General features: G+C 71.3%; 12 protein-coding genes and 2 pseudogenes. 6 read left to right on the top strand and 8 right to left on the bottom strand.

Annotated elements, in window-relative coordinates; all coding sequences use genetic code 11:
* Positions 1-25: 25 nt before the first annotated feature.
* The 3 genes and pseudogenes from OV079_RS36890 to OV079_RS59220 form a co-directional block, all read right to left on the bottom strand.
* The gene (locus tag OV079_RS36890) at positions 26-5,755 is read right to left on the bottom strand and encodes an alpha-2-macroglobulin family protein (RefSeq protein ID WP_267774261.1); all 5,730 of its coding nucleotides are present in this window, start codon (positions 5,753-5,755) and stop codon (positions 26-28) included.
* A 601-nt stretch (positions 5,756-6,356) separates the two neighbouring features.
* A pseudogene (locus OV079_RS59225) lies at positions 6,357-7,415 on the bottom strand (adenylate/guanylate cyclase domain-containing protein); the annotation flags it as partial.
* A gap of 285 nt (positions 7,416-7,700) precedes the next feature.
* A pseudogene (locus OV079_RS59220) lies at positions 7,701-7,883 on the bottom strand (histidine kinase dimerization/phospho-acceptor domain-containing protein); the annotation flags it as partial.
* Positions 7,884-9,064: 1,181 nt separating this feature from the next.
* Between OV079_RS59220 and OV079_RS36880 the strand changes: the two are divergent.
* A complete protein-coding gene (locus OV079_RS36880) occupies positions 9,065-9,709 on the top strand; it encodes an SMP-30/gluconolactonase/LRE family protein (protein WP_267774257.1) in 645 nt (214 codons plus the stop codon).
* A 27-nt stretch (positions 9,710-9,736) separates the two neighbouring features.
* Here the strand turns inward: OV079_RS36880 and OV079_RS36875 are convergent, their stop codons facing one another.
* Positions 9,737-11,815 carry an ATP-dependent helicase gene (locus OV079_RS36875; protein ID WP_267774255.1) on the bottom strand — a complete coding sequence of 693 codons (2,079 nt, stop codon included), beginning with the start codon at positions 11,813-11,815 and terminating at the stop codon, positions 9,737-9,739.
* 87 nt (positions 11,816-11,902) lie between these two features.
* Between OV079_RS36875 and OV079_RS36870 the strand changes: the two genes are divergently transcribed.
* Complete coding sequence (locus tag OV079_RS36870; RefSeq protein ID WP_267774253.1) at positions 11,903-12,568, top strand: MBL fold metallo-hydrolase; 666 nt, start codon at positions 11,903-11,905, stop codon at positions 12,566-12,568.
* A 178-nt stretch (positions 12,569-12,746) separates the two neighbouring features.
* On the opposite strand, the gene OV079_RS36865 is transcribed toward OV079_RS36870, so the two are convergent.
* Positions 12,747-12,878, bottom strand: coding sequence for a hypothetical protein (locus tag OV079_RS36865; protein ID WP_267774251.1), 132 nt, complete (start codon positions 12,876-12,878; stop codon positions 12,747-12,749).
* 1,116 nt (positions 12,879-13,994) lie between these two features.
* Between OV079_RS36865 and OV079_RS36860 the strand changes: the two genes are divergently transcribed.
* The 3 genes from OV079_RS36860 (at position 13,995) to xdhB (ending at position 18,161) form a co-directional block, all read left to right on the top strand.
* Positions 13,995-14,780, top strand: coding sequence for a 2Fe-2S iron-sulfur cluster-binding protein (locus tag OV079_RS36860; protein ID WP_267774249.1), 786 nt, complete (start codon positions 13,995-13,997; stop codon positions 14,778-14,780).
* A gap of 20 nt (positions 14,781-14,800) precedes the next feature.
* Positions 14,801-15,469: an FAD binding domain-containing protein gene (locus tag OV079_RS36855; protein ID WP_267774247.1), complete on the top strand. Its 669-nt coding sequence runs from the start codon at positions 14,801-14,803 to the stop codon at positions 15,467-15,469.
* A gap of 271 nt (positions 15,470-15,740) precedes the next feature.
* Complete coding sequence (gene xdhB, locus OV079_RS36850; RefSeq protein ID WP_267774246.1) at positions 15,741-18,161, top strand: xanthine dehydrogenase molybdopterin binding subunit; 2,421 nt, start codon at positions 15,741-15,743, stop codon at positions 18,159-18,161.
* 229 nt (positions 18,162-18,390) lie between these two features.
* On the opposite strand, the gene OV079_RS36845 is transcribed toward xdhB, so the two are convergent.
* The 3 genes from OV079_RS36845 to OV079_RS36835 all read right to left on the bottom strand — a co-directional run bounded on the left by OV079_RS36845 (position 18,391) and on the right by OV079_RS36835 (position 22,396).
* Positions 18,391-20,184 (bottom strand): IgGFc-binding protein, encoded by a 1,794-nt coding sequence (locus tag OV079_RS36845; protein WP_267774245.1) that lies wholly within the window; start codon positions 20,182-20,184, stop codon positions 18,391-18,393.
* A gap of 309 nt (positions 20,185-20,493) precedes the next feature.
* Positions 20,494-21,402, bottom strand: a complete 909-nt coding sequence (locus OV079_RS36840; protein ID WP_267774244.1) for an acyl-CoA dehydrogenase family protein — start codon at positions 21,400-21,402, stop codon at positions 20,494-20,496.
* Positions 21,335-22,396 (bottom strand): acyl-CoA dehydrogenase family protein, encoded by a 1,062-nt coding sequence (locus OV079_RS36835; RefSeq protein ID WP_267774242.1) that lies wholly within the window; start codon positions 22,394-22,396, stop codon positions 21,335-21,337. The genes OV079_RS36840 and OV079_RS36835 overlap by 68 nt, the downstream gene beginning before the upstream one ends.
* A 281-nt stretch (positions 22,397-22,677) precedes the next feature.
* On the opposite strand from OV079_RS36835, the gene OV079_RS36830 reads away from it, so the two are divergent.
* The gene (locus OV079_RS36830) at positions 22,678-23,724 is read left to right on the top strand and encodes a hypothetical protein (RefSeq protein ID WP_267774241.1); all 1,047 of its coding nucleotides are present in this window, start codon (positions 22,678-22,680) and stop codon (positions 23,722-23,724) included.
* The last annotated feature ends 23 nt before the right edge of the window (positions 23,725-23,747 follow it).

The following is a 23,747-nucleotide window of genomic DNA, read 5'->3' as shown; positions in this document are numbered from 1 at the left end:
CGTCGCGCGCCTCTCCGTGATTCGGTCAGGGCTTGATCTGGACCTTGCCGGCGGTGCTGTAGCCGTGGCTGCCGCCGACGTACATGAACTCGGCGGAGGCGGGCGGGAGGACGAAGGTGCCGGGGGTCGAGGCGCGGACGAGGTAGGTGGCGACGACGCGGTCGCCCCAGACGCGGTCGAAGTAGACGTAGACACGATCGTCGCGGAGCTCGACGTAGCTGGCGTCGCTGCCGCTCCAGCGAAGCTGGTCGTAGAAGGGGTGCTTGTCGGTCAGCTCGGGGGCGCGGGCGACGGTCCAGAGGTCGGGCTGGATCGCCTCGAAGCCGGCGGGCAGGCGGTCGGTGACGGCGAGGTAGTTCATCTGGTTGCCGTCGAGCTCGCCGACGGGCAGATCGGCGAGCAGGGCGACGCGCAGGACCTGGCCCGGCTTGACGGTGGTGAGGTCGATCGGGCCGCCGCTCGCGTCGGTGATGGCGCGGTAGACGTCGGGACCGCCCTTGGCGCTGGTGGCGACGAGGCCGCGGGCGTCGTCGAGCGGCCGCTTCCACGCGCCCTCGACCATGAAGGCGATGGCGGCGGTGCTGTCGCTGGCGAGTTTGAGCACGGCCTTCTTGCCCTTGAGGTCGGCGACGGGGACCCGGAACTCGAGGGCGCCGGCGCCGAGCTCGGCGGCAGGGGTGAGGGCGATGCCGTCGACGCTCGCGGTGACGCCGGCGCCGGTGGCCGGCTGGTTCTTGAGCTGCTCGGCGATCGCCATCAGCGAGTAGGCGGTGGCCTGGGTGGTGTAGCTCTCGGTGGCGTCGGCGAGCTTCTGGGTGAGCTTGGCCTTGAGCACCGAGTTCGGACGCAGGCGGCCGAGAGCGATGACGGTCTGCGCCATGGTGCGGGTCGGCGAGCCGAAGTAGTAGAAGTCGCGGTAGCTGGCGGTCTTGGCGAGCGTGCCGTCGGCTTCGTAGCTGGCCTCGACCTCGTCGACGAGCTGCTTGACGCGGTCCTCCTGGCCCTTGAGGCTGTTGAGGGCGATGGCGAGGCTGGCGAGGCCGAACACGCCCATGTGCTGCTTGCGGTCGAACAGCGGGTCGGCGGCGCTCTCGGGCAGGGCGCCGAGCTCGCTCAAGGTGTGGGCGATCGCGGCCTGGACCTCGGCCTCGGTGCCGTCGGACAGGAGCATCTGCTCGAGGTACTCGGTGACGCCCTCGAGCAAGCCGTCCGGCAGGGCGAGGCCGGCGTCCTTGGCGGCGACGAGGGCACGCACGGCGTAGGCGGTGCCGTAGACGTTGGGGACGCTGTCGCCGGGCCAGTAGCCGAGGCCGCCGGAGGAGGTGCGCATGCTGGCGAGGCGCTTGAGGCCGACCTGGATCCGCTTGTCGAGCTCCTCGCGCGTCATGCCGCCGACGCCGATCCGCGGCAGGATGTCGCGCGCGGCCAGCAGCGGGAGGGTGCTCGAGGTGGTCTGCTCGACGCAGCCGTGCGGGTAGTCGAGGAGGTACTGCAGGCGCGCGCCGAGCTCGGGCCACAGGTGCTGGCCGGCGAGGACCTTGATGTAGTCCTTGTCGCCGCGACCGACGAGGATGCCGGCGGGGATCTCGAGGGCGATGTCCTGCGCGCCGACGAAGGCGCCGTCGAGGTGCGGCCGCTCGGCGAGGCCGGGGACGTCGACGGGGATGGTCGACTCGACGGCGTCGCGCACGGCGTTGCTGCCGTCGCGGACGTTGAAGTTCAGCTTGAGCTCGCCCGCGGTCGCGGCGGTGAGCGGGAAGCCGACGCGCTGGTGGCCCTGCGGCGGGACGGTGACTGCCTGGGTGGCGTCGTTCATCGCCACGGTGGCGGCGAGCGGGAGGTCGGTGTTGTTGTGGACCATCGCCGCGGCCTCGAAGCTGTCGCCGGTGGCGGCGAAGCGCGGGACGACGGGGATCATCATGACCGGCCGACGCACGGTGAAGTCGTTCTCGACCGCGGCGCCCTTGCCCTGCCGGTCGATGACGACGGCCATCATGCGGAAGCGGGTCAGGTTGTCGGGCAAGGTGAACTTGACGGTGGCCTTGCCGCTGGCGTCCGTGCGCAGGTCGGGCTTCCAGAAGGCGGTCTGGACGAAGTTCTTGCGGGTGTTGGTGACGGAGGCGCTGGCGTCGCCGTCGCCGGCGGTCTGACTGTGCTTGAGCAGGGCGGCGAGGAGGTCGCGCGAGTCGCTGACCTCGAAGGCGAGCGGCTGGCCAGGGCGCAAGGCCGCGGCGGGATCCTCGGCATGGAAGTTGGTCATGCGCAGGACGCCCTCGTCGACGACCGCGAGCGCGACCTCGGCCCCGGCGACGGGCTTGCCGGCGTCGCCCACGTCGACGGTGATCGCGACCTCCTCACGCGGCTCGTAGGTGGTCTTGTCGCTGGTGACTGCGGCCTTGAGGCGGACGTCGTCGAGGGTGACGGGGATCCGCAGGACGCCGATCTTCCAGTCGGTACGCTCCTCGCCGCTGCCGATCGGGAGCAAGGTGACGGTGGCGTGGACGTAGGGGGCGTGGCCGGCGTTGATCGGGACTTCGAACAGCGCGGCGGCCTCGTCGAGGCGCCGCACTTCTTGCTTGAGCAGGCCGCCCTGCTCGAGGGTGAAGATGGCGGTGGCGGAAGGGAAGGGGCTGCGCACGAGCAGCTTGGCGGTCTCGCCGGGGGCGTAGCGGGCCTTGTCGGGGGTGAGCTCGATGGTGCGGCCCTTGCTCGGGACGACCGGCTGGGCGCCGCCGTGACCCCAGGCCCACAGGTCGGTGAGGCCGCCGCGGCGACCGTCGACCTCGGCGCGCACCTCGTAGGAGCCGGAGTTCGGCGGGACGAGGTCGCAGCTGGCGGGCACGCTGGTGCTGGTGGCGGTGCAGTGGCCGACCTCCTTGACGGTGCGCTGCCACTGGTAGTCGTAGCCGCCGCCCTTCATCGGCTTCTTGCTGTACGTCCAGTCGACCTCGTACAGCCGCGCGGTGACGGGCAGGCCGCTGACCGACTTGCCCTCGCGGTCGACGACGCCGAGCTGGACCTTGACCGGCGCGCCGACGTCGCTCCACGGCCGCTCGATCTTCAGGCCGGCGTAGCGCTCGGCCGGGTGCACCACGACGGTGCCGCGCCCGGCGATGTGGCGGTACGAGGTGTCGGCGACGTCGGCCTCGAGGGTGAAGCTCTGCGGGCCGACGGTGCCCGAGAGGTCGAGCTTCTGCGTGACCTTGAGGGTGCCGTCGGGGCCGAGGACGCCGCTGCCGGCGCGCGACCACTCGTCGTCGCCGTCGTCCTCCTCCCACCACTCGTCCTCCTGCTCGCTGAAGACGAGGCCGGCGTCGACGAGGGTGCCGGAGGGCAGGGCCGCGGGCTCGCGCGTGACGGTCCACTCGACCTGGGCCTTGTCCATGGCGGCGCCGAACAGGTACTTGCCGACGACGGTGGCCGCGAGCACGCCCTTGGCCTCCTGCGCGTCGACGTCGACGGTGAAGCGCGGCGGCTCGAACTCGGCGACCTGGACGACGGCTTCGTCGAGCCGCGTGTCGGTGCCGGCCTCGCTGACGACGATGAGGTGGCGGCCGAGCCGGGCCTCGGCGGGGACGCTGTAGTCGGCGGCGACGCTGCCCATGTCGTCGGTGATCAGCGGGTAGCTGGCGAGCTCCTCTTCCGTCGGGCCGATGACCTTGACGACGACGGGCTTGCCGGCGAGCGGGGTGATGGCTTCGCCGGTCCGCTGGCGCACGCTGGCCTTGACGTGGACGACCGCGCCGGGGCGGTAGATGCCGCGGTCGGTGATCACCATGCCGCGGCGGTCGCCGAGCTGCGGCGCGGACTCGGCGGAGAAGTGCGGGAACAGCCGGTTCTCGCGCGAGGGGTTCTTGAGCTGGACGGTCAGCGCGGTGGCGCCGTCCTCGACGCGCACGGCGGTGCTGCCGGCGCGGTCGAGGCCGACCGGGAGGACGGCGAAGCCGTTGGCGTCGGTGGTCGGGCCGGCGACCTTGTCGCCGTTGAGAGCGAAGCTGGCCCCGGAGACAGGTTGTCCGGTGGCCAGGCGCGCGACGTGGACGAGGGTGACCTCGGGCAGGACGTGGGTGTGGACGGCGAGGGCCTGGTCGTCGCCGGGGGTGACGAGGGCGAGCGGCTGCCGCGAGGCGCTCATCCACGACGGGTACTGCACCGGGTGGGCGCCTTCGACGGGGGCGACGAGGTTGACGGCGAGGACGTAGTTCTTGCCGGGCTTGAGCTTGGCGAGCAGGTCGACCGAGGTGCTGACGAACTGGTCGGGGCTGGCGGCGGGCTCGAAGGGGATCGTGACGGTGGGCGCGCCCTCGGGCGGGGTATGGCGATCGATCTGCTCGCGCGCGTGGTTCAGCGCGGCGGCGTCGTCGGTGACCTCCCAGGCCTGGATCTCGCCGCGCGCGACGTTGCGCGAGGTGACGGTGAAGGCGCGGCTGGCGGCGCCGTCGAGGATCAGGACGCCCTCGGGCATCGACACGCTGGCGGCCAGCGGGGTGGTCTCGAGGGTGATCGCGGTCGGGGGGACGCTGTTGCCGTAGATGTCCTTGAGGCCAGGTAGAGCGACGCGGTAGGTCCTCGACGGGAGGAAGTTGCCGGACACGACGATCCGGCCGTTGCTCTCCCAGGTGTCGTTGGCCCACACGCTGAGGTTCTCGACCGCGGGGGTGACGCGGAGCTGGCCCTTCAGGGTGTCCTGATCGACGGCGAGCCGGTTGGTGAACTCGAGCGCGACCTCGCGGCCGTCGGTGTGCAGCACGGGGTTCTGCCAGTCGCACACGCTGCGGTCCCAGGCGTAGCCGCAGCTGGCCTTGACGAGCTCGAGCGGGCCGGCGATCTCGTAGTGCTTTTCGAACTCGTCGCCGTGTACGCCGCGGGCCTTGAAGACGATGGCCGCCTCCTCGCGCATGGGCGCGGCGGGCTTCACCTCGAGGACCTGGCGCGGGTTGACGGTGTAGCCCTCGAAGCGGCTGCCCTTGAGGTGCGAGAGGACGACGTCGATCTTCTCGCCGTTGTCGTAGGCGAGCTCGACGAGGTCGCCGACCTTCTTGAGGTTGACGGGCTGGTCGAAGACGACGAAGAAGCTGGCGCCCGCCGGGACGCGGCCGCCCCACTGCGGGTAGACGTTGACGACGCCGTACTCGCCGGGCTTCGGCAAGTAGGTGATCGTCTTGCCGGCGACGTCGATGCGCGGCTCGGCGGTGAAGCCGGCCTTCCACGCCTCCATGGCGCCGCCGTCCTCGGTGGTGACGCCCTGGACGGCGAGGGTGTAAGTGGCGTCGGGGTCGAACGGCTTGTCGGCGCGGAACTCGAGCGAGCGGTTGTTGGTCCACACGGTCTTGCCGGCGACCGGCGGGTCGAGCGTGAGGGTGCCGGCCGCGGCGGCGATCGGCTTGTCCTTGACGATCTTGCCCGGCAGCTTGACCGCCCGGTTGAAGCGCAGGCGCACGACCTGGCCCTCGACCTCGAACTTGCCGTCCTCGAGGGTGGGCCAGTTGACGGTGAGCTGCTGATCGCTGCCGACATCCTCGCCGGCGATGTCGAGCTCGGGCCGCGGCTCGCGGTCGGTCGGCGGCGGCGGGAACACCAGCGCGGCGCCAGCCTTGTCGGCAGGGATCGTTCGCACCAGCGAGTCGCCGGTCGGCTGCTCTTCGCTCGCGCCGGTCTCGGCCGCAGGCTTGGAAACAGGCTGACAGGCGGCGAGGGCGAGCAGCGCCGGCGAGAGGGTGAGCAGACGGAGACGAGGACCGCGTGGGTGCTGCATGGCGAGAGATCGCGGCACGGGGCCGCGGCGACAATGGTGCATGCGAGGCGGGGCCGTCCGAAAGGTCGGGCGGGCGCAGATGCACGCTGTTCGGTCGGCAAAACGCGCCACCGCAGCAACAAAATCCCGCGCGCTCGGCGCGGAAGCGCCCGCGCGCGGAGCGAGGCGGCCGCGCGGGCGGGCGAAATCAGGCCGGACAGACGGACGCCAGGCCGAGGAGCGCGGCCGCCCCGGTCGCGACAGAGGCTGTCCTCACGGACATGTCACCGAGCCGCGTGAGCGGCGGACCTCGGGTGTGAGGCGATACGCGCGAAGGGGGCGGCTGTCCTCCCGGACATGTCTGCCGGGACTTGTTCCTGGCGTCCGTACGGGGCGAGGCTGTCTTTTGGGACATCCTCGATCGTCGTCGAGGCGCGGGACGCGGGACGCGGCTGTCTTTTGGGACAGCCGCAATCGGGAAGAGTCAGTCGTCGTCGATGATCGGGACGCGGGCCGGGATGTCCATCGTCAGCGGCTTGCCGAGGTCGACGTTGGCCGAGTGGCGGGTGACGATCACGGCCGGCTTCACGTCGCTCTGCTCGCTGCCGGCGGACTTCTGCGGGCGGCGGCCGACCAGGAAGTACGTACAGAGGGCGCCCTTGCCCTTGACGTGGATGATGCCGCGGCGCTGGAAGGCGTACTTGTGGCGCAGGCGCTTGTAGGTGGCCTCGGTGACCTGCACGGCGTTGGCGATGCCGTGCGACTCCATGCGGCTGGCGATGTTGACGGTGTCGCCCCACAGGTCGTAGGCGAACTTCTTGGTGCCGATGATGCCCGCGGTGACCGGGCCGCAGTTGAGGCCTATACGGATCCGGACCCCGCGGTTGCGCTTGGCGTTGAAGCGCTCGATCACCGCGAGCATGTCGAGCGCCATCTCGGCCATCGCCTCGGCGTGGTCGGGCCGCGGCATCGGCAGGCCGCTGGCGGCCATGTACTCGTCGCCGATGGTCTTGATCTTCTCGAGGCCGTGCTTCTCGGCCAGCTGGTCGAACATCGAGAAGATGCGGTTGAGCATCGCCACCAGCTCGGCCGGCGGGAGCTGCTCGCTCATGCGGGTGAAGCCGACGAGGTCGGCGAAAAGCACCGTGACGTCGGGGAAGACGTCGGCGATGGTCCGCTGGCCCTCCTTGAGGCGCTCGGCGATCGGCCGCGGGAGAATGTTGAGGAGCAGCTGCTCGCTGCGCTCCTGCTCGCTGCGGAGCTTGCGGACGTAGGCGCGCTCGCGGTCGCGGAGCCGCTTCTTCTCCAGGCAGGCGCCGATGCGGGCGCGCAGGATGACCGGGTCGAACGGCTTGGCCAGGTAGTCTTCGGCGCCGAGCTCGATCGACTTGACGACGGTGTCGATCTCGTCGAGCGCGGAGATCATGATGACCGGCAGGCCGCGGAACTTGTCGTCGGCGTGCAGCTGCTCGAGCACCTGGTAGCCGTCCATCTCCGGCATCATGACGTCGAGCAGGACGAGGTCGAAGTCCTGGCTGCGCAGCATGTGCAGGGCCCGCTTGCCGTTGTCGGCGAGCTGCACGGCGTGGCCCTCGCGCTCGAGCCGGCGCGCGAGCATGCTGCGGTTCGACTCGTTGTCGTCGACGACGAGGATCCGGCCGGTGTCGGTCGAGCGCGCGATGCGAGTCGGGCGCGAGAGGGCCGGCGAGATGGTGGCCTGGCTCGGCTCGGGCACCCGCCCCGAGGTCGCCAGCAGCCGGGCGACCGCGCCGCCGCTGACGATCTCGTCGAGCCGCTGCACCGCGTCGGCGATCAGCTCGATGTCGGCGCTGACCTCGTCGCGGTCGTTCTGCTTGAAGACCTGGACCAGCCGCTCGACGTGCGTCCGCAGGTGCGCCAGCGGGAACAGCAAGTCGCGATTGAGCCGCTCCTGGCTCGGCCGCTGCGCCTTGGGATCGAGCAGCTCGTCGATGACCGCGAGCAGCTGCCGGCCGTCGCTGAGCTGGCGGACGTGAGCGCCGACGAACTCGTCGCTCTTCTCCTCGGCGTCCTCGAGCAGCATCTCGCTGTAGCCGAAGATCTGGTTGAACGGCGTGCGCAGGTCGTGCCGCAGCTGCGCGGACGAGGAGCGCTTGGTCGACGACGTCATCGCCCGCGGTGCGTCGGGCTCGGGCCGCGCGGCAGCCTTCGGCATGGGCGCCGAGACGCCGCGCGGGATCGGCGCGACGATCGAGTTCTCGCCGCTGTTGAGCAGGAAGCCCGGGATCTGCGAGGCCGTCTGCTCGTCGTCGACGTCGATCGTGACGTCCGACGGCGGATCGTCGGTGGCGATGCCGGTGAAGTCGAGCTCCGAGTCGTCCGCAGCGGCCTCGACTGCGTGGCTCGGATCGGGCTCCTCGAGGATGCTGCCCTTGAACGGATCGTCGTCGTCGTCGGGGATCCCGATCCGCGGATCCTGACCGGCCGAAGAGGGCTCGCCCGCGAGGTCTTTGGAGCCCTTGTTGCCGCGGCTATTTGGATCCTTTTCTCGCATTCAGGCAGGCAGTCGCGGACGCGGAGAGGGAGAGTCTAGTGAAGCCGCGCGGGCTGGAAAAAGCTGGAGGCTTCGATCGTAGCGCGAACACCGTGAGTGCGATCACCCCTCAAATCCAGGTCGCGCGAGCACCACTCTCGCTGCCTCGGGGGCGAAGGACAACCCTCGGTGTCGGTCAAAACACCCATGGACCGTGCGGGAACGCTCCCTCCGGGTCGCGCCTGCGCCCGGCGGACCTCTGCGCCCCATTTGCCCGATCGCCGGTGCGCCGGGACCGCCAGGCCGTTCCCCACCACGCTCACAGTGTACGACTGTCCGCGAGCCGACGTCCTCCGAGCGGGACGCCACCGCGCGGACCGACGGAGATCGATGGCCGACGGACGTCGCGGCGCGAGAGCGCGCCGGCTCGCGCGGCATCGACCGGCGAAGGCGCCGCCCGCGGTCACCGGTCCTTTGGGACATCGTCGCGCCGCGATGGCGCTTGACCACCAAAGTGGCCAGCCTCGAAGATGGTGCGGCCGGGCGCGCGAGCGACGGCACGCGGAGGATATGAAGAGTTTTCGCGACGAGTACAGCTTGCAGGCGACGGATTCGGTGCCGGAGGGCGTGGCCTTCGATGCGAAGACAGGGCGTTTCTTCGCGACCGGGTTGCTCAGCGGCACTATCACGCAGATCGACGCCCAGACGGGCGCGGAGCTGCCGTTCTACGCGCCTGCGGGGCAGCCGCAGCAGCTCACCGGCGCCAAGGTCGACGAGGTCCGTCGCCGCCTAGGGTCTGCTACTCGGAGATCCAGAACATGCTCGGCGGGGTCCACGTGTTCGACGTCGACACGGGTGCGCGGCTGGCGAGCTTCGAGCTGGCGCGCGGCGGCATCTGCAACGACGTCGCGCTGGCGGCCGACGGGGTCGCGTATGTCACCGACTCCTTCCAGCCGGTGATCTACCGGATCGACCTCGAGGCCGGGACCGCCGACGAATTCGTGCGTGACGCCCGGATGTCGGCGCCGATGGGTCAGTTCGGGCTCAACGGCGTCGCGGTCAGCCCCGACGGCGCGTACGTGATCGGCGGGTTCACCTCGCCCTCGAAGCTGTTCGTCGTCCCGCGCGCGGGTGGCGAGGTCCGCGAGATCTCCCTCGACGGCGACCCCTTCGCCCCCGCCGGCGACCCGCACTTCCTCGGCGCCGACGGCATCATCTTCATCGGCGAAGCGCTCTACGTCATTCACGACGGCGGCGTCCAGCAGGTCACCTTCACCGCGCCGGGCTACCGCGCCGGGACGGTCAAGAACCGCCTGGTCCGCGAGCCGGGGCTGTCGACGGCGACGGCGGCGAACGGCGAGCTCTACGTGATCAAGAGCGAGGTGGTGCGGATGGTGCACATGCAGCAGCCGCCGCACCTTCCGTTCAAGATCTACCGGGTGCCGCTCGAGGTGTTCGATTGAACATGTCCCGGGGGCATGACCCGAAGGTCATAGCCCCTTGGCCAGGTTGGCGAGGAAGGCCTCGGCCCTCGACGCGATGTTGTCGTGGCCGAGCCGCTCGTCGCGGGCGATGTCGTGGACCTGGACGTCGGCCTCGGGCAGGTCGTCGAGGAAGCGGCTGGGCTTGCGCGGGACCTCGGCGCCGCGCTCGAGGCGGGTGGCGGCGCGGGTGATGTAGAGGCGATCGCGCGCGCGGGTGATGCCGACGTAGAACAGCCGGCGCTCCTCCTCGATGTCGCCGGCGATGGCGTCGCTGATCCGCGGGGCGCTGACGCGCTTGTGCGGCATGATGCCCTCCTCGCAGCCGATCAGGAAGACGAGCGGCCACTCGAGGCCCTTGGCGCTGTGGAGGGTGGACAGGGTGATCTGGCCGCGCGCGGCGTCCTCCTCCTTGCCCTCGTCCTTGTCCTTCTCCTTGGTCGCGTTCATGACCTGGAAGAAGTCGTTGTAGCGGGCGTGGCCGCCCTTGGCGCGGGCGCGCTGCTCGAACCGGCCGAGCGCCTCGAGCAGCCAGACGACGCCGTCCCAGCGCGCGGTCCCGGCGGCCTCCGAGCCGGCCTCCTTGAGCACGTACTCGCGCAGGCCGACGCCCTCGAGCAGGCCCTGCAGCGGGGCGACCGCGGAGCCGCTGCTGTAGAAGTGCGCCTGGGCGCGCTTGATCGCGGCGGAGAAGCTGCGCAGGCCGGCGGCCGCGCGGCCCGGGATGTCGGCGATCTCCTCGCTGCGGTGGATCGCCTCGGCCAGCGAGAGGTTGCGGTGGCGCGCGAACTCGCTGAGGTGCTCGATCGTCTTGAGGCCGACGCCGCGCGACGGGACGTCGAGCGCGCGCCGGGTCGCGAGGTCGTCCTGCGGCGCGAGCATGACCTTGAGGTAGGCGAGGGCGTCCTTGACCTGCTTCTTGTCGTAGAAGGCCTGGCCGCCGAGGATCCGGTAGGGGAGGCCGTGCTCCTGCAGCAGCGCCTCGATGGCGTCGCACTGCTTGGCGCTGCGGTAGAGGACGGCGATGTCCTCGGGCCTCGTGCCGCGCTCCTTGATCTCGCGGTAGATGGTGCGGCCGATGAAGCGCGCCTCCTGGTCGCCGTCGGGGGCGACGACGAGGGTGACCTTGTCGCCGCCGCGCCGCTGCGGCACGAGCTCCTTCTCGTGGCGCGAGGTGTTGCGCTGGATGACGGCGTTGGCGCAGCGGCAGATCGGGGCGTACGAGCGGTAGTTCTGCTCGAGCTTGATGGTCTGCGCGCGCTTGAAGTACATGTCGAAGCCGAGGATGTTGGCGACCTTGGCCCCGCGCCAGCCGTAGATGGCCTGGTCGTCGTCGCCGACGACGCACACGTTCTCGCGCTCGCCCGCGAGGCGCCGCACGACCTCGAGCTGGGCGCGGTTGGTGTCCTGGTACTCGTCGACCATCAAGTAGCGGAACTTGGCCTGCCAGTAGGCGCGCGCCTCGGCGTTCTCCTCGAGGGTGGTGGCGATCCGGCAGATCAGGTCGTCGAAGTCGACGGCGCCGAGCGCCCGCAGCCGCTCCTCGTACGGGCCGTAGACGGCCGCGGCGGCCTCGTCGTACTCGGTCTCGAAGTACAGGCCCTGGGCGTCGGTCGGCGACACGAAGTCGTTCTTCCACAGCGAGATCCGCTGCACGATCGCCCCGAGGTCGAAGCGCCGCTCCGCGCCCTGCCCGTGGATCCCCAGGTCGCGCAGGACGGCCCGCACGAGCCCGTAGACGTCGCCCTGGTCGAGGATCCCGAACTTCTTCGGCACGCCGAAGTGATCGGGCTGCTCGCGCATCATCGCCGCGCCGACGCTGTGGAAGGTGCCGAGCACCAGCGCGTCCGCGACCGCCTTGGTCGTCATCTTCATCAACCGCTCGCGCATCTCGTCGGCGGCCTTGTTGGTGAAGCTGAGCGCGACGATGTTGCCGGGCGCCACGCCGCGCTCGATCAGGTAGACGACGCGGTGAGTGATGACCCGCGTCTTGCCCGAGCCGGCGCCGGCGAGCACGAGGAGGGGACCTTCGGTGGCGCACACGGCGGCGCGCTGGTCGGGGTTCAGTCCGCTGAGATCGAGAGCCATGCGTCGAGGCGGCGCAGACATACGGCGCATCGGTGGCGCACCGCAAGGGCTTGAGTCGGAGGCCGCCGATGTGCTCCCCTGCGGGGAATGACGCAGGCGTCGTCGCGGGCGGGAGACGCGCTCGAGATCGTGCAGCTGGAGGTCGGGCTCCTTCACAACTTCTGCGAGGTGATCGGCTGCCCGCGCACCGGCGAGGCGGCGCTGGTCGACCCGGCCTTCGAGGTCGACCGCCTGCTGGCGGAGGCGCGGCGGCGCGGCTGGCGAGTGACGACGATCTTCCTCACGCACACGCACGACGACCACATCGCCGGCCTCGACGAGGCGGCCGCGCTGACCGGGGCGGTGGTGCGCTGCCATCCGCTCGAGGTGGCGACGGCGAGGCGGCTGGCGCCGCGCGTGGAGGCGGTGGCCGACGGCGAGGAGGTCCCGCTCGGCGACGGCCGGGTGCGGGCGATCTTCGCCCCCGGACACACGCCCGGCTGCGTGTGCTGGTTCGTCCGCGAGCCGGCCGCGCTCGTCACCGGCGACGTGCTGTTCGTCGGCTCGTGCGGCCGCGCCAGCGACGTCGAGGCGATGGTCGACTCGCTGCAGCGCAAGCTCGGCGCGCTGCCCGAGGAGACCCGCGTGTTCCCGGGCCACGACTACGGCAAGACGCCGACGAGCACGCTGGGCTACGAGTTCGCGACCAACCCGGCCCTGCGCGCCGAGACGCCGGCGGCGTTCCGGGAGTGGGTGCAGCGGCGCGGACGCTGAACTTGACGAGCTGGCTGAAGGGGCATGTCCGAGCGGGCGGGTGGAGATGGCCTGAGGGACAGATGGTACGGACCCTGTCCTGAGCGACAGATGATTGGATGTCGGACGCCTGTCTAATAGGGCATGTCCGAACGGGCTTGCGAGGATGTCCTTAAAGACATGTCCTCGAGCGGACGGATCACTGCGGCGCGGGCTGCCAGGGGCCGATGGCGCCCTCGGCGGGCGGGGCGGGCTGCGGCGGGGCGGACTCGGAGGGCGCGGCGATCGGGGCCGCCTCGGGCGCGGGAGGCGTGGGCTGGGGCGTGAGCACGGGCGTTGGCAGGGTCGGCTGCGCGGGGGCAGGCGCGGGCGCAGGGGGGGCGCGGGCTTCGGGGGCGGCGGGGCGCGGCCGGGGATCAGATCGAAGGAGACGCCGAGGCTGACGAGGAAGGTGACGAGGATCCGGTCGATGCCGGCGTCCTCTTGCAGGGTGGTGCGCTTCGAGTGCGGACCGATCACGAGGCCGCCCCACAGCTCGCCGGCGAGGCGCGGGGTGATGTACTTGCGCACGCCGCCGCTGATCATGCCGGCCGACTTGCCCCACACGTCGCGGCCGGCCTGCTTGTCGTAGAAGGGCGGGAGATAGGTGTTGGGGCCGAAGGTCGGCACGAACATGTACTCGACGCGGATGAAGGCCAGACGCGAGTACACGCCGAGGCCGAGGCCGACGTCGACGAGGCCCTTGTGGACGCCGTAGGGCCGCTGGCGGACGTTGCCGATCACCGCGCCGCGGGCGTGGAAGAACAATGGGCCGACGGCGCGCGCGCAGCTCGAGGTTGGCGCCGACGCCGAAGAAGTTGCCGGTGTGCTCGCAGCGCTGGACGCCGTCGCGCGTCTGGCAGGTGGACTCGCCGGGGGCGTGCGGGCCGAACAGGGGGCCGCCGGCGATCACGAGGCGCGGCGCGGGCGGTGGGGCCTCCGGAGCGGGGCGCCGGCGGCCGCAGCGAGCGCGAAGATCCAGCTGAGCATGCGCCGATGGTGCCGGACGGGGGCGGGGCTGACCAGGGGCGCGTGTGTCCCGAAGGACAGGGCGCAGCGGACGGCGATCGGGGCCGCGAAATCGCCAGACGAGCGACGAGGCCGCCACGCCCAGGCGGCGCGATGGGTGGGCCGAACGGCCGAGGACGCCGGGACCGCGCAGGTCCGATCACGGTCGGATGGTGCGGTCCGGATCACGCCACGCTGTTTCGATCCCTCCATGAGTGCCCGCCGCGACGCGGGCAGTGCCGCCTGAGCAGCCTCGTCGCGGCGGGAGGCGGCCGTAGGCGATCGACGGCGAGGGCGAGGCGGACCGGTGCTGCTCGCGCAGAAAAAGCCACCGCCCGCGTCGATGCGGGCGTCTTCGACGGGCCGTGACTCGCGTGTTACGCTGGCCGTCGCGGCGCCGATGTCGACCCTCCGCTTTCACCTCAACGACCGCCCGATCGAGGACGCGGAGGTCCCGCCGACCACCACGCTCCTCAACTACCTGCGCCAGCGCGCGCACCTCACCGGCACCAAGGAAGGCTGCGCCGAGGGCGACTGCGGGGCGTGCACCGTGGTGGTGCTCGACGCGGAGACGGACCCCGCGGCGCCCCGCTTCCGCGCCGTCAACGCCTGCCTGATGTTCGTGCCGATGGTGCAGGGCCGGCGCGTGTACACGATCGAGGGCCTGCGCCAAAACGGGGCGCTGCACCCGGCCCAGGCTGCGATGGTCGAGCGGCTCGGCTCGCAGTGCGGCTACTGCACGCCCGGGGTGGTGATGGCGGCCTTCGAGGCCTGCTACCGCGAGGACCTGCGCGAGCCGTGGCAGCTCGACGACCAGATGTGCGGCAACCTGTGCCGATGCACCGGCTACCGACCGATCCGCGACGCGGTCCACATGGTCGCAGGGACATGTCCCGAAGACTCTTTTAGAAGGCACCGGGCCGAGGCGCGGCCGGCGGACCTCGAGTTCGGGCGCACGAGCGCGGGGCGCTGCTACCTGCAGCCGACGAGCCTCGCGGCGCTGTGGGAGGCGATCGCCGAGCGGCCGCAGGCGCGGCTGGTGTGCGGCGGGACCGACCTGGCGCTGCTGGTGACGCAGCGCTACCAGGACCTGCCGGAGCTGATCGCGCTCGAGGGGGTGCCGGAGCTGCGCGGGGTCGGGCGCGCGGCCGACGGGGGTTCGAGATCGGGGCGACGACGACGCTGACGGACCTCGAGGCGGCGTGCATGGGGCCGCTGCGCCCGCTGACGCCGCTGCTCCGGATCTTGCGCTACTTCGCGTCGCGCCAGATCAAGCACCGGGCGACGGTGGGCGGCAACCTGTGCAACGCGTCGCCGATCGGCGACCTGGCGCCGGCGCTGATCGCCCTCGGCGCGCAGGTGGTGCTGCGCTCGGCCGCGGGGGCGCGCACGCTGCCGCTCGAGCAGTTCTTCCTCGCCTACCGCAAGACGGCGCTGCAGCCCGGCGAGGTGCTGGCGGCGGTGCGGGTGCCGGAGCCGCCCGCGGGGGCGCGCATGGCGGCCTACAAGGTGTCGAAGCGGCGCGAGCTCGACATCAGCGCGGTGGCGGCGGGGCTGTACGTCGAGACATGTCCCGAGGGACTTGTCACGGAAGTGCGCGCGGCGTTCGGCGGGATGGCGGCGACGCCCGCACGGGCCCGCGGGCTCGAGGCGGCGCTGCGCGGCAAGCCGTGGACGGAGGCGACGGTCGAGGCGGCCCTGCCGGCGCTGGCGGGCGACTTCACGCCGATGACGGACCACCGCGGCTCGGCGTGGTTCAGAGGCCAGGTGGCGGAGAACCTGGTCCGCGGGTTCTATCTCGAGACGGCCGCGACGCCGCGCCCGGACCTGCCGCCGCGCCCGGCCGCGACGGTGCGTCTGGAGGTGGTGCCGTGAGCGAGACCTCTTGCGCTTTCACGACATGTCCCGGAGGACATGGTACCGAGGACGCGGACCGCGAGGTGCCCGCGAGCGGCGGTGAGGCCGGGGCGGGGCGGGCTCGTCGCGGTGATGCGGCCGCGGGCGGAGACGAGGCGGCGTTCGGCCGCGCGCGGGCGGAGCGTTCCGTGGGGGCATGGGATGCATGGCTTTGGAGACATGTCGATTTGGACATGTCCGAAGATGATTGTCACGCGACGGCCGTCGAGCCGCGCCGGGAGGTGGTGCCATGACGGAGGTCTCGCAATCGCCGCTGGGGCGGCCGGCCGTCCACGAGAGCGCGCTCGGGCACGTGACCGGGTCGGCGCGCTACGTCGACGACCTGCCCGAGCCGGCGGGCATGCTGCACGGGCTGCCGGTGGGCTCGCCGGTGGCGCGGGGGCGGCTGGTGGCGCGCCGGGCCGAGCGCGCGCTGGCGCTGCCGGGGGTGCGCGCGGTGCTGTTCGCGGCCGACGTGCCGGGGCACAACCGGATCGGGCCGATCGTCCACGACGAGCCGCTGCTGGCCGAGGACGAGGTGTTCGCCGAGGGGCAGGTGGTCGCGCTGGTGCTGGGCGACTCGGTCGCGGCCTGCCGCGCGGGGGCGAAGGCGCTGGAGCTCGAGTTCGAGGAGATGCCGGCGATCCTCACCGTCGCCGAGGCGCTGGAGGCCGGGTCGCTGCTGGCGCCGCCGCACGAGATGCGCCGCGGCGACGTGGCAGGGGCGATGGCCCGCGCGGCGGTGATCGTCGCGGGCGAGCTGCACACCGGCGGCCAGGATCACTTCTATCTCGAGACCCAGGCGACTCTGGCGATCCCCGGCGAGAACGACACGCTGCACCTCGAGAGCTCGACGCAGCACCCGACCGAGGTGCAGGTCGCCTGCGCCGAGGTGCTGGGCTGCGCCCGCAATCAGATCGTCGTGGCGGTGCCGCGCATGGGCGGGGCGTTCGGCGGCAAGGAGTCGCAGGCCTCGCAGTTCGCGGCCCTCGCGGCGCTCGGCGCCCGTCACACGGGGCGGCCGGTCAAGGTGTGGCTGAGCCGCGACCTCGACATGACGATGACCGGCAAGCGCCACCCGTTCTGGTCGCGCTACAAGGCCGGCCTCGACGTCCGCGGGCGCCTGCTCGCGCTCGAGGTCGAGCTGGTCGCCGACGGCGGCTGGAGCGTCGACCTCAGCCCGGCGATCCTCGACCGCGGGATGTTCCACCTCGACAACGGCTACTTCGTGCCGAACCTGCGCTTCGTCGGCAAGGCGGTGCGCACCAACAAGGCCTCGAACACGGCCTTCCGCGGGTTCGGCGGGCCGCAGGGGATGGCGGTGATCGAGGAGGTGCTGTCGCGCGCGGCCGAGCGGCTCGGGCTCGACCCGGCGGAGATCCGCCGCCGCAACTACTACGGCGACTGTCCCGATGAACATGGCCCGGAGAACATGGTCGATGTGCCAGTCCCGGACGGGGACCAGACGAGCGCCGGCGCCAGCGTGATCAGCCTGGTGCGCGCGCGCTGCCTGACGCCGTACTACCAGGAGGTGCCGCACTGCCGGCTGCCGCGGATCCACGCCGAGCTGCTGGCGCGCTGCGACTGGGAGGCGCGGCGGGCCGAGATCGCGGCGTGGAACGCCCGCTCGCCGTGGCAAAAGCGCGGGCTCGGCTTCATGCCGGTGAAGTTCGGGATCTCTTTCACCAACACGATGCTCAACCAGGCCGGCGCGCTGGTGCTGGTCTACGCCGACGGCAGCGTGCAGCTCAACCACGGCGGGACCGAGATGGGCCAGGGCCTGCACACCAAGATGGTGGCGGTGTGCGCCCACGAGCTCGGGGTCACGACGGCGCAGGTCCGCTGCATGGCAACCGCGACCGACAAGGTGCCCAACACGTCGGCGACGGCGGCCTCGAGCGGGTCCGACCTCAACGGGATGGCGGTGCAGGCGGCGTGCGCGGAGATCCGCGAGCGCGTGCGACCGCTGGCGGCCGAGCTGCTCGGCACGACGTCCGAGGCGGTGCAATTCGCCGACGGCGCGGCGCACGGCCCGGGCGGCCGCAGCGTGCCGTGGAGCGACCTGGCCAAGACCGCGTGGATGCGGCGGATCTCCCTCAGCGCCGCCGGCTATTACGCGACGCCCAACATCGCCTACGACCGCACCGCGGGGCGCGGCAAGCCGTTCCACTACTTCGCGTACGGGGCGGCGGCGGTCGAGGTGGAGATCAGCGGGTTGACGGGCGAGCACCGGATCTCGCGCGTCGATATCCTCCACGACGTCGGCAGCTCGTTGCTGCCGACGATCGACGTCGGCCAGATCGAGGGCGGCTTCATTCAGGGGGTCGGCTGGCTCACCGGCGAGGAGCTGGTGTGGGATCCAAAGGGCCGGCTCCTGACGCACGGGCCGTCGACCTACAAGATCCCGGCGATCGGCGACTGCCCGGCGATCTTCAACGTCGCGCTGCTCGAGCGCGCCGAACAGGACAGCACGATCCACGGCAGCAAGGCCGTCGGCGAACCGCCGCTGATGCTCGGCCTCGGCGTGGTCTCGGCGCTGCGCCAGGCGATCGCGGCGTTCGGGCCGGGGGAGGTCGAGCTCGGCATCCCCTGCACGCCCGAGGCGATCCTGCGCGCGGTGGTCAAGCAGCGCGCGGCGGCGGTGACGCGGGCGGCCGACGCGGCGGAGTGAGGGCGCGAGCTCGGGCGAGCCCGAGCCAACGAGGCCTCGCGCGCGAGCTCGGGCGAGCCCAAGCGAACGATCCCCCGCGCGCGAGCTCGGCCGGTCCGAGCGAAGATCTCTGGCGCGCGAGATGAACGCTGCGCCGGCGATGCCAGGAGAAGTCTTCTCTCAGGGGCGTCGATGCGCGAGGCTGTTCATCAGGACATGACCTGATGCGCATGCTTTAAAGGACATGCGCTCATTCAGGCGGGAGCAGCGCGAGGTCGAGGCCGCCGGGGTACCAGTAGCTGCCGTAGTCCATGACGCCGTAGGTGCTGACGCCGAACTTGACGGTGGAGCTCATGCTGTGGCCGCCGGTGGGGGTGTCCTGCAGCTCGAGGTGGGCGAGGGAGTAGCCGGCGCCGATGGGCTTGAAGCCGGTGACCATGGCGCCGTCGACCGTCACGTTCGCGCCGTCGGGGGCGATGATGTCGGCGAAGTTCTGGACCCACAGCTTGTTGGCGTAGACGATGTAGTTGTCGCGGTACTGCAGGATGGGGACGGCCTGCAGCATGGCGGGGTCGCTGGTGCCGTAGCCGGCCTCCTGGCTGACCATGTACTGGACGACGAGGACGCGCTTGTCGGCGTCGACCTTGAAGCGGTCGGTGGTGGTGGCGATCTCGATGAAGTCGCCGGCCTTGGCGATGGTCTTCGCGGCGGCCTGGTCGGGGGTGTAGACGATGTTGGTGTCGTCCTCGGCGGCGATGATGCGGACGAAGGTCGCCTTCTCGAGCGCGTTGTCGGGGGTCTGGACCGGCGGGCCGACGAAGTACTCGCCCGAGAGGGTCTCGAGCGGGAACAGCGACTCCTCGAGGTGATCGCAGGCGACCACGCCGATCGGCACCTGCGTGCACTCGTGGCCGCCGATCACCTGCACCGGCTTGTCGGCGTGGACGAACGAGCCGGTGAGGTCGCCGCCGGCGGCGCTGAAGACGGTGAGCACGTCGCCCGTGTTGAGCAGCGCCATGCCGCTGCCCTTGTTGTCGACGCCGCCGCCGGCCTGGGTGTTGGTGCCGCCGGGCGGGCCCTGCAGCTTGACGATGGTGTTGTCCTGGCTGGCGACCACGGAGTAGAAGCCGGGCAGCAAGTAGTCGTCCCAGTACTGCCAAGAGGCGACCAGGTAGTTGCCGGTCCAGGTGTTGACGGGGAGGAGCAGCGAGGCGTCGTTCGACTGGGCCGCGTTGAGCGGCATGAACTGGTAGACGGTGACGGGCTTGGTCGAGCGCAGGCGGTAGGCGCCCTTCTTGGCGTGCTTGGTCGGACCTGACCCTTGAATCAGCTCGGTGACGAACGGCAAGGTGATGACCTTGACGTCCTCGGCGGGCACGGTGACCTGAGCGACGAGCTCGTCGCCGCGGGTGATCGTCACCATCGCGGTGGCGTCGGCGGCGTTCGAGACGGCGACCGCGAACGGGTTGTTGAGGTCGAAGATGTCGTACTGCTGGGTGACCGTCGGGTAGTACTCGCAGCCGATGTAGCTGAGGCTGCCGAGCTGGGCGCAGGGGCCGACGCAGCCGCCCCACTGGCCGTCGCAGCTGAGGCCGAGCAGCGGGTCGCAGTACCCGTCGTCCTCGTAGCCGGTGCCCTCGGCGTTGCACACGAGGACGTTCTGGCCGTCGCACTCCTTGGTGCCGGGGACGCAGTCGGCGCAGCCGATCCCGGGGGCGCAGGCGCTGACACACTGGGTCTCGTCGCTGAAGCCGCCCATGCCGTCGCACACCTGGGCGACGTCGCCGTCGCATACGATCTGGCCCATGGGACAGGGTCCCGGCGGATCGGTGGTGGGCGGGTCGGTGGTGACGTCGCCGCCGGTGCTCGTGGTGCTGGTGGTCGGCGCGTCGGTGGTCGCGTCGCTCGTCGGGTCGCCCGACGTGGTGGTCGTCTCCGGCGCGGTCGCGCTGGTGGGCTGCGGCGTTCCGGTGACCTGGCCGGTGCTGTCACCGCAGGCCGCGAGGGCGAGGACGAGAGACACACACGCGAGAGAGCGGACCATGAGCGCATGGTATGAGGCCCGACCGCCAGGCCTGGCCGCCGATCCGTGAGTTACGGAGGGAGGCCGAGGCGACATGTCCTTTGGGGAAGGTGGCCGGCCGGCCGGAGCAGGGCGGCGGCCGGGTTTCGGCGGGGGCGAGAACGCGCAGGGCCGTTCACGGTGCTGACGCACGCCGAAACCGGGGCGTCTGCGCGTGGCGACAGCGGTCGGTGTCGAGGAGCGAGGTGCCCCACCGGTCGCGCGGTAGGGGAGCTTCCGTCGGAGCCGCGTCTCGAGCGGGCAGGCGAGGCGTCGTAGGGCTATGTCGCGTCACTCGGCGGCGATCCGGCTGTCGTCGCGGTGGAGGCGGATCGTCTCGTCCTGCAGCTCGCGGAGCGCGGGGCTGTCGGCCAGGCCGGTCTCCAGCAGCTCGCTGAACTCGCCGTCGAGCAGGCGGCGGGCGGCGCCGTAGCGGACGCGGTCGTCGTTGGAGCGGATGGCCCGGAAGCGGTCCTCGACGCGGCGGCGGGTCTGGCGGGCGAAGATGTCGGCGAGCTCGACCGCGCCTGTCCCTTCGGGCAGGCCGGTGCGCTGCAGCGCCGCGGCACGAGTGACGGCAGCGGTGACGGTGAACAGGTCGGCGCCGATGTCGACGCAGCGGAACAGCAGCGCCTGGCGCTTCTCGAGGCTCGCGCCCTTGCCGACCATGAGGTGGAAGATCGCCCGCGACAGGCGTCGGGTGGTGCGCTCGAGCCAGCGGACGTGCCGCGCGAGCTCGCCGAACTGGGCGTAGCGCGGCCAGCGGCCCCAGCCGAGCCAGCGCGTCGGATACCACAAGGCGTAGAACGCCCCGACCTTCGGCAGCTTGGCCAGCTTCTGCTTCAGCGGCACCTTCGGATCGACCAGGTCGCCGGCCACCGCGAGGTGACGGTCCAGCGCTTCGCGGGCGATGAAGAGGCGCAAGATCTCCGAAGAGCCCTCGAAGATCAGGTTGATCCGGAAGTCGCGGAGCATGCGTTCGACCGGGATCGGCGGCTCGCCGCGGGCCTCGAGCGACTCGGCGGTCTCGTAGCCGCGGCCGCCGCGGATCTGCAGGGTCCGGTCGACGATCTTCCAGCCCTCCTCGCTGTTCCACATCTTGGCGACGGCGGCCTCGAGGCGGATGTCGCGGTCACCGAGGTCGGCCATCGACGAGGCCAGGTCGGACAGCGCCTCCATGGCGAAGGTGGTCGCGGCCATGTCGGTGAGGCTGGGCGATCGCGTCGTGCTTGCCGATCGCCTGGCCCCACTGCACGCGGTGGTTGGCCCACTGGCGGCAGATCTCGAGCGCGCGCTTGCTGGCGGCCGCGCACGAGGCCGGCAAGGTGAGGCGGCCGGTGTTGAGGGTGACGAGCGCGAGCTTGAGGCCGCGGCCCTCCTGCCACAGCAGGTTCTCCCTGGGGACGTGGACGCCGGTGAAGCGGATGACGCCGTTCTCGATGGCGCGCAGGCCCATGAAGCGGCAGCGGTGGACGACCTCGACGCCGGGCCAGTCGCGCTCGACGATGAAGGCGGAGATCTTGCCGGTGTCGGGGTGCCGGGCCATGACGACGTAGAGCTCGGCGATGGTGCCGTTGGTGCACCAGAGCTTCTCGCCGTTGAGGATGTAGTCGCCGTTCTCGGTGCGCTCGGCGGTGGTGGTGAGGTTGCCGGGGTCGGAGCCGACGTCGCGCTCGGTGAGGGCGAAGGCGGACACGGCCCCGCGGGCGCAGCGGGGCAGGTACTTGGCCTTCTGGGCGTCGGTGCCGAACAGCTTGACCGGCTGCGGGACGCCGATCGATTGATGCGCCGACAGGAGCGCGACGAGGTTGCCGTCCTGGCTGGTGATGAGCTTGATGACCTCGCAGTACTCGCGCTGGGTGAAGCCGAGGCCGCCGTACTCGACGGGGATCTTCATGCCGAAGGCGCCCATGGCGGCGAGCTGGTCGACGACGTGCTTGGGGATCTGGCCGTCGCGATCGATGGCGTCGGAGTCGACCTCGTTGGCGAGGAAGCGGCGCATCTTCTCGTAGAAGGCGCGGAAGGCCGGGCGCTCCGGCGGGGCGTCGGGGAACGGGTGGACGAGGTCGAGGCGGAAGTTGCCGAGGAACAGCTCGCGCAGGAAGGAGGGCGCGCTCCACTCGGTCTCGCGGGACTCCTCGGCGACCTGGCGCGCCTCGGCTTCGGTGAACGTCTTGGTCGAGCGAGTCGGCATGTGGCGAGTCTGATCGCACTTGCGCGGGCCCGCCCCGAGCGCCCCGGGCGCCCGCGGCTCGACGCCGCAGAGGCCCCCGAGCGCGGCTGCGGACTTTGCGCGACGTGGCGCGGCGGGCCCCGCGGGCACAAATGGATGCGCCCGCTCGCTCGCGGCGATCTGCAACAGCCCGCTCGCGGTGTTTCACCACGCATGTCTCTGCGGACATGTTGTATGGGGCATCCGCGCGAGTGATTCCGCGGTGTTCGGGCTGGCCCGCGGAGTGATAGAAGAGGCCGCTCATGCGAACGCGATTGGCTTCATGCTTGCTCTTGCTCGCCGCCTGCCCGGGCGACGAGGCGACGACTGTCTCTTCGGCCAGCTCGACCGCGGAGCCGCCGACCACCGAGGCGCCGACGACGGGCACGACGAGCGGGGGAGCGCCGACGTCGAGCACGACTTCGGGCACGGAGGGGCCGACGAGCACGGAGGGGCCGACGAGCACGACGGGCGAGGCGGGGGTCGAGGGGCTCGAGCTGATGCAGCGAATGGCAGGCCTGTGGAGCGGGCCGGCCTCGATGACGCCGCTCGGGACGTTCCCGCTGATGAACATGGACGTGCGCGCGGCGTCGGGCGACGTGCTGTTCAGCCGGGTGGACCTCGACGCGAACAACAGCCTGCGCTTCGCCTTCGAGGTCGCGGACCACGGCGCGGGGCCGGTGCTGGTGTACCGCAACGGCGGCTACTTCCTCGGCCTGCTCCGCGACTCGCGGGCGGTGCTGACGGAGCACGACGACTCGAGCTGGCGCTTCTGCTCGGCCACGAAGGGCTGCGAGTACATCGATGCCACGTTCGGCTTCGACGGCGACGACCACCTGATCCTCGACGTCAAGGTGAAGGGCGTGCAGCACGTGTACTGGGACGCGCTGCGCGAGGAGACGCGCGCGCTGCCGGAGCCGTTCCCGGCCGACCTCGAGCCGCTGGCCCCCGACGCGCCGTTCCCGGCGATGCCGAGCTTGAAGATCGACGTCGGCTGGGCCGCGCCGCTGGAAGAGGAAGGCGGGGTGTGGGCGATCCTGACGACCGAGCCGTGCGACCTGCAATTCACCTGCAAGCACAGCCGCTCGCTGCTGGGCCCGGCGACGGCGGGGTCGACTTCCGCGTCGCTGCTGATCGACCAGCTCCACCCGGGCGACTACAAGCTGACGGTGGTGCTCGACCGCAACGGCAACATGGCCGAGACGCTGTTCCCCGACGCGGGCGACGGGGTGTCGGTGCCGAACCAGGCGGTGAAGGTGGCGCCGAGCGGCGAGACGAGCGTGAAGGCGACGATCCTCGTCGATCTTTGAGGAGTGTCGAGAGACATGTCTGA

Origin of the sequence: Nannocystis pusilla (assembly GCF_026626665.1) — a bacterium.
Lineage (GTDB): Bacteria > Myxococcota_A > Polyangia > Nannocystales > Nannocystaceae > Nannocystis > Nannocystis pusilla.
Note: the sequence above shows the minus strand (reverse complement) of the source record. Positions and strands in the feature narration are given on the sequence as shown.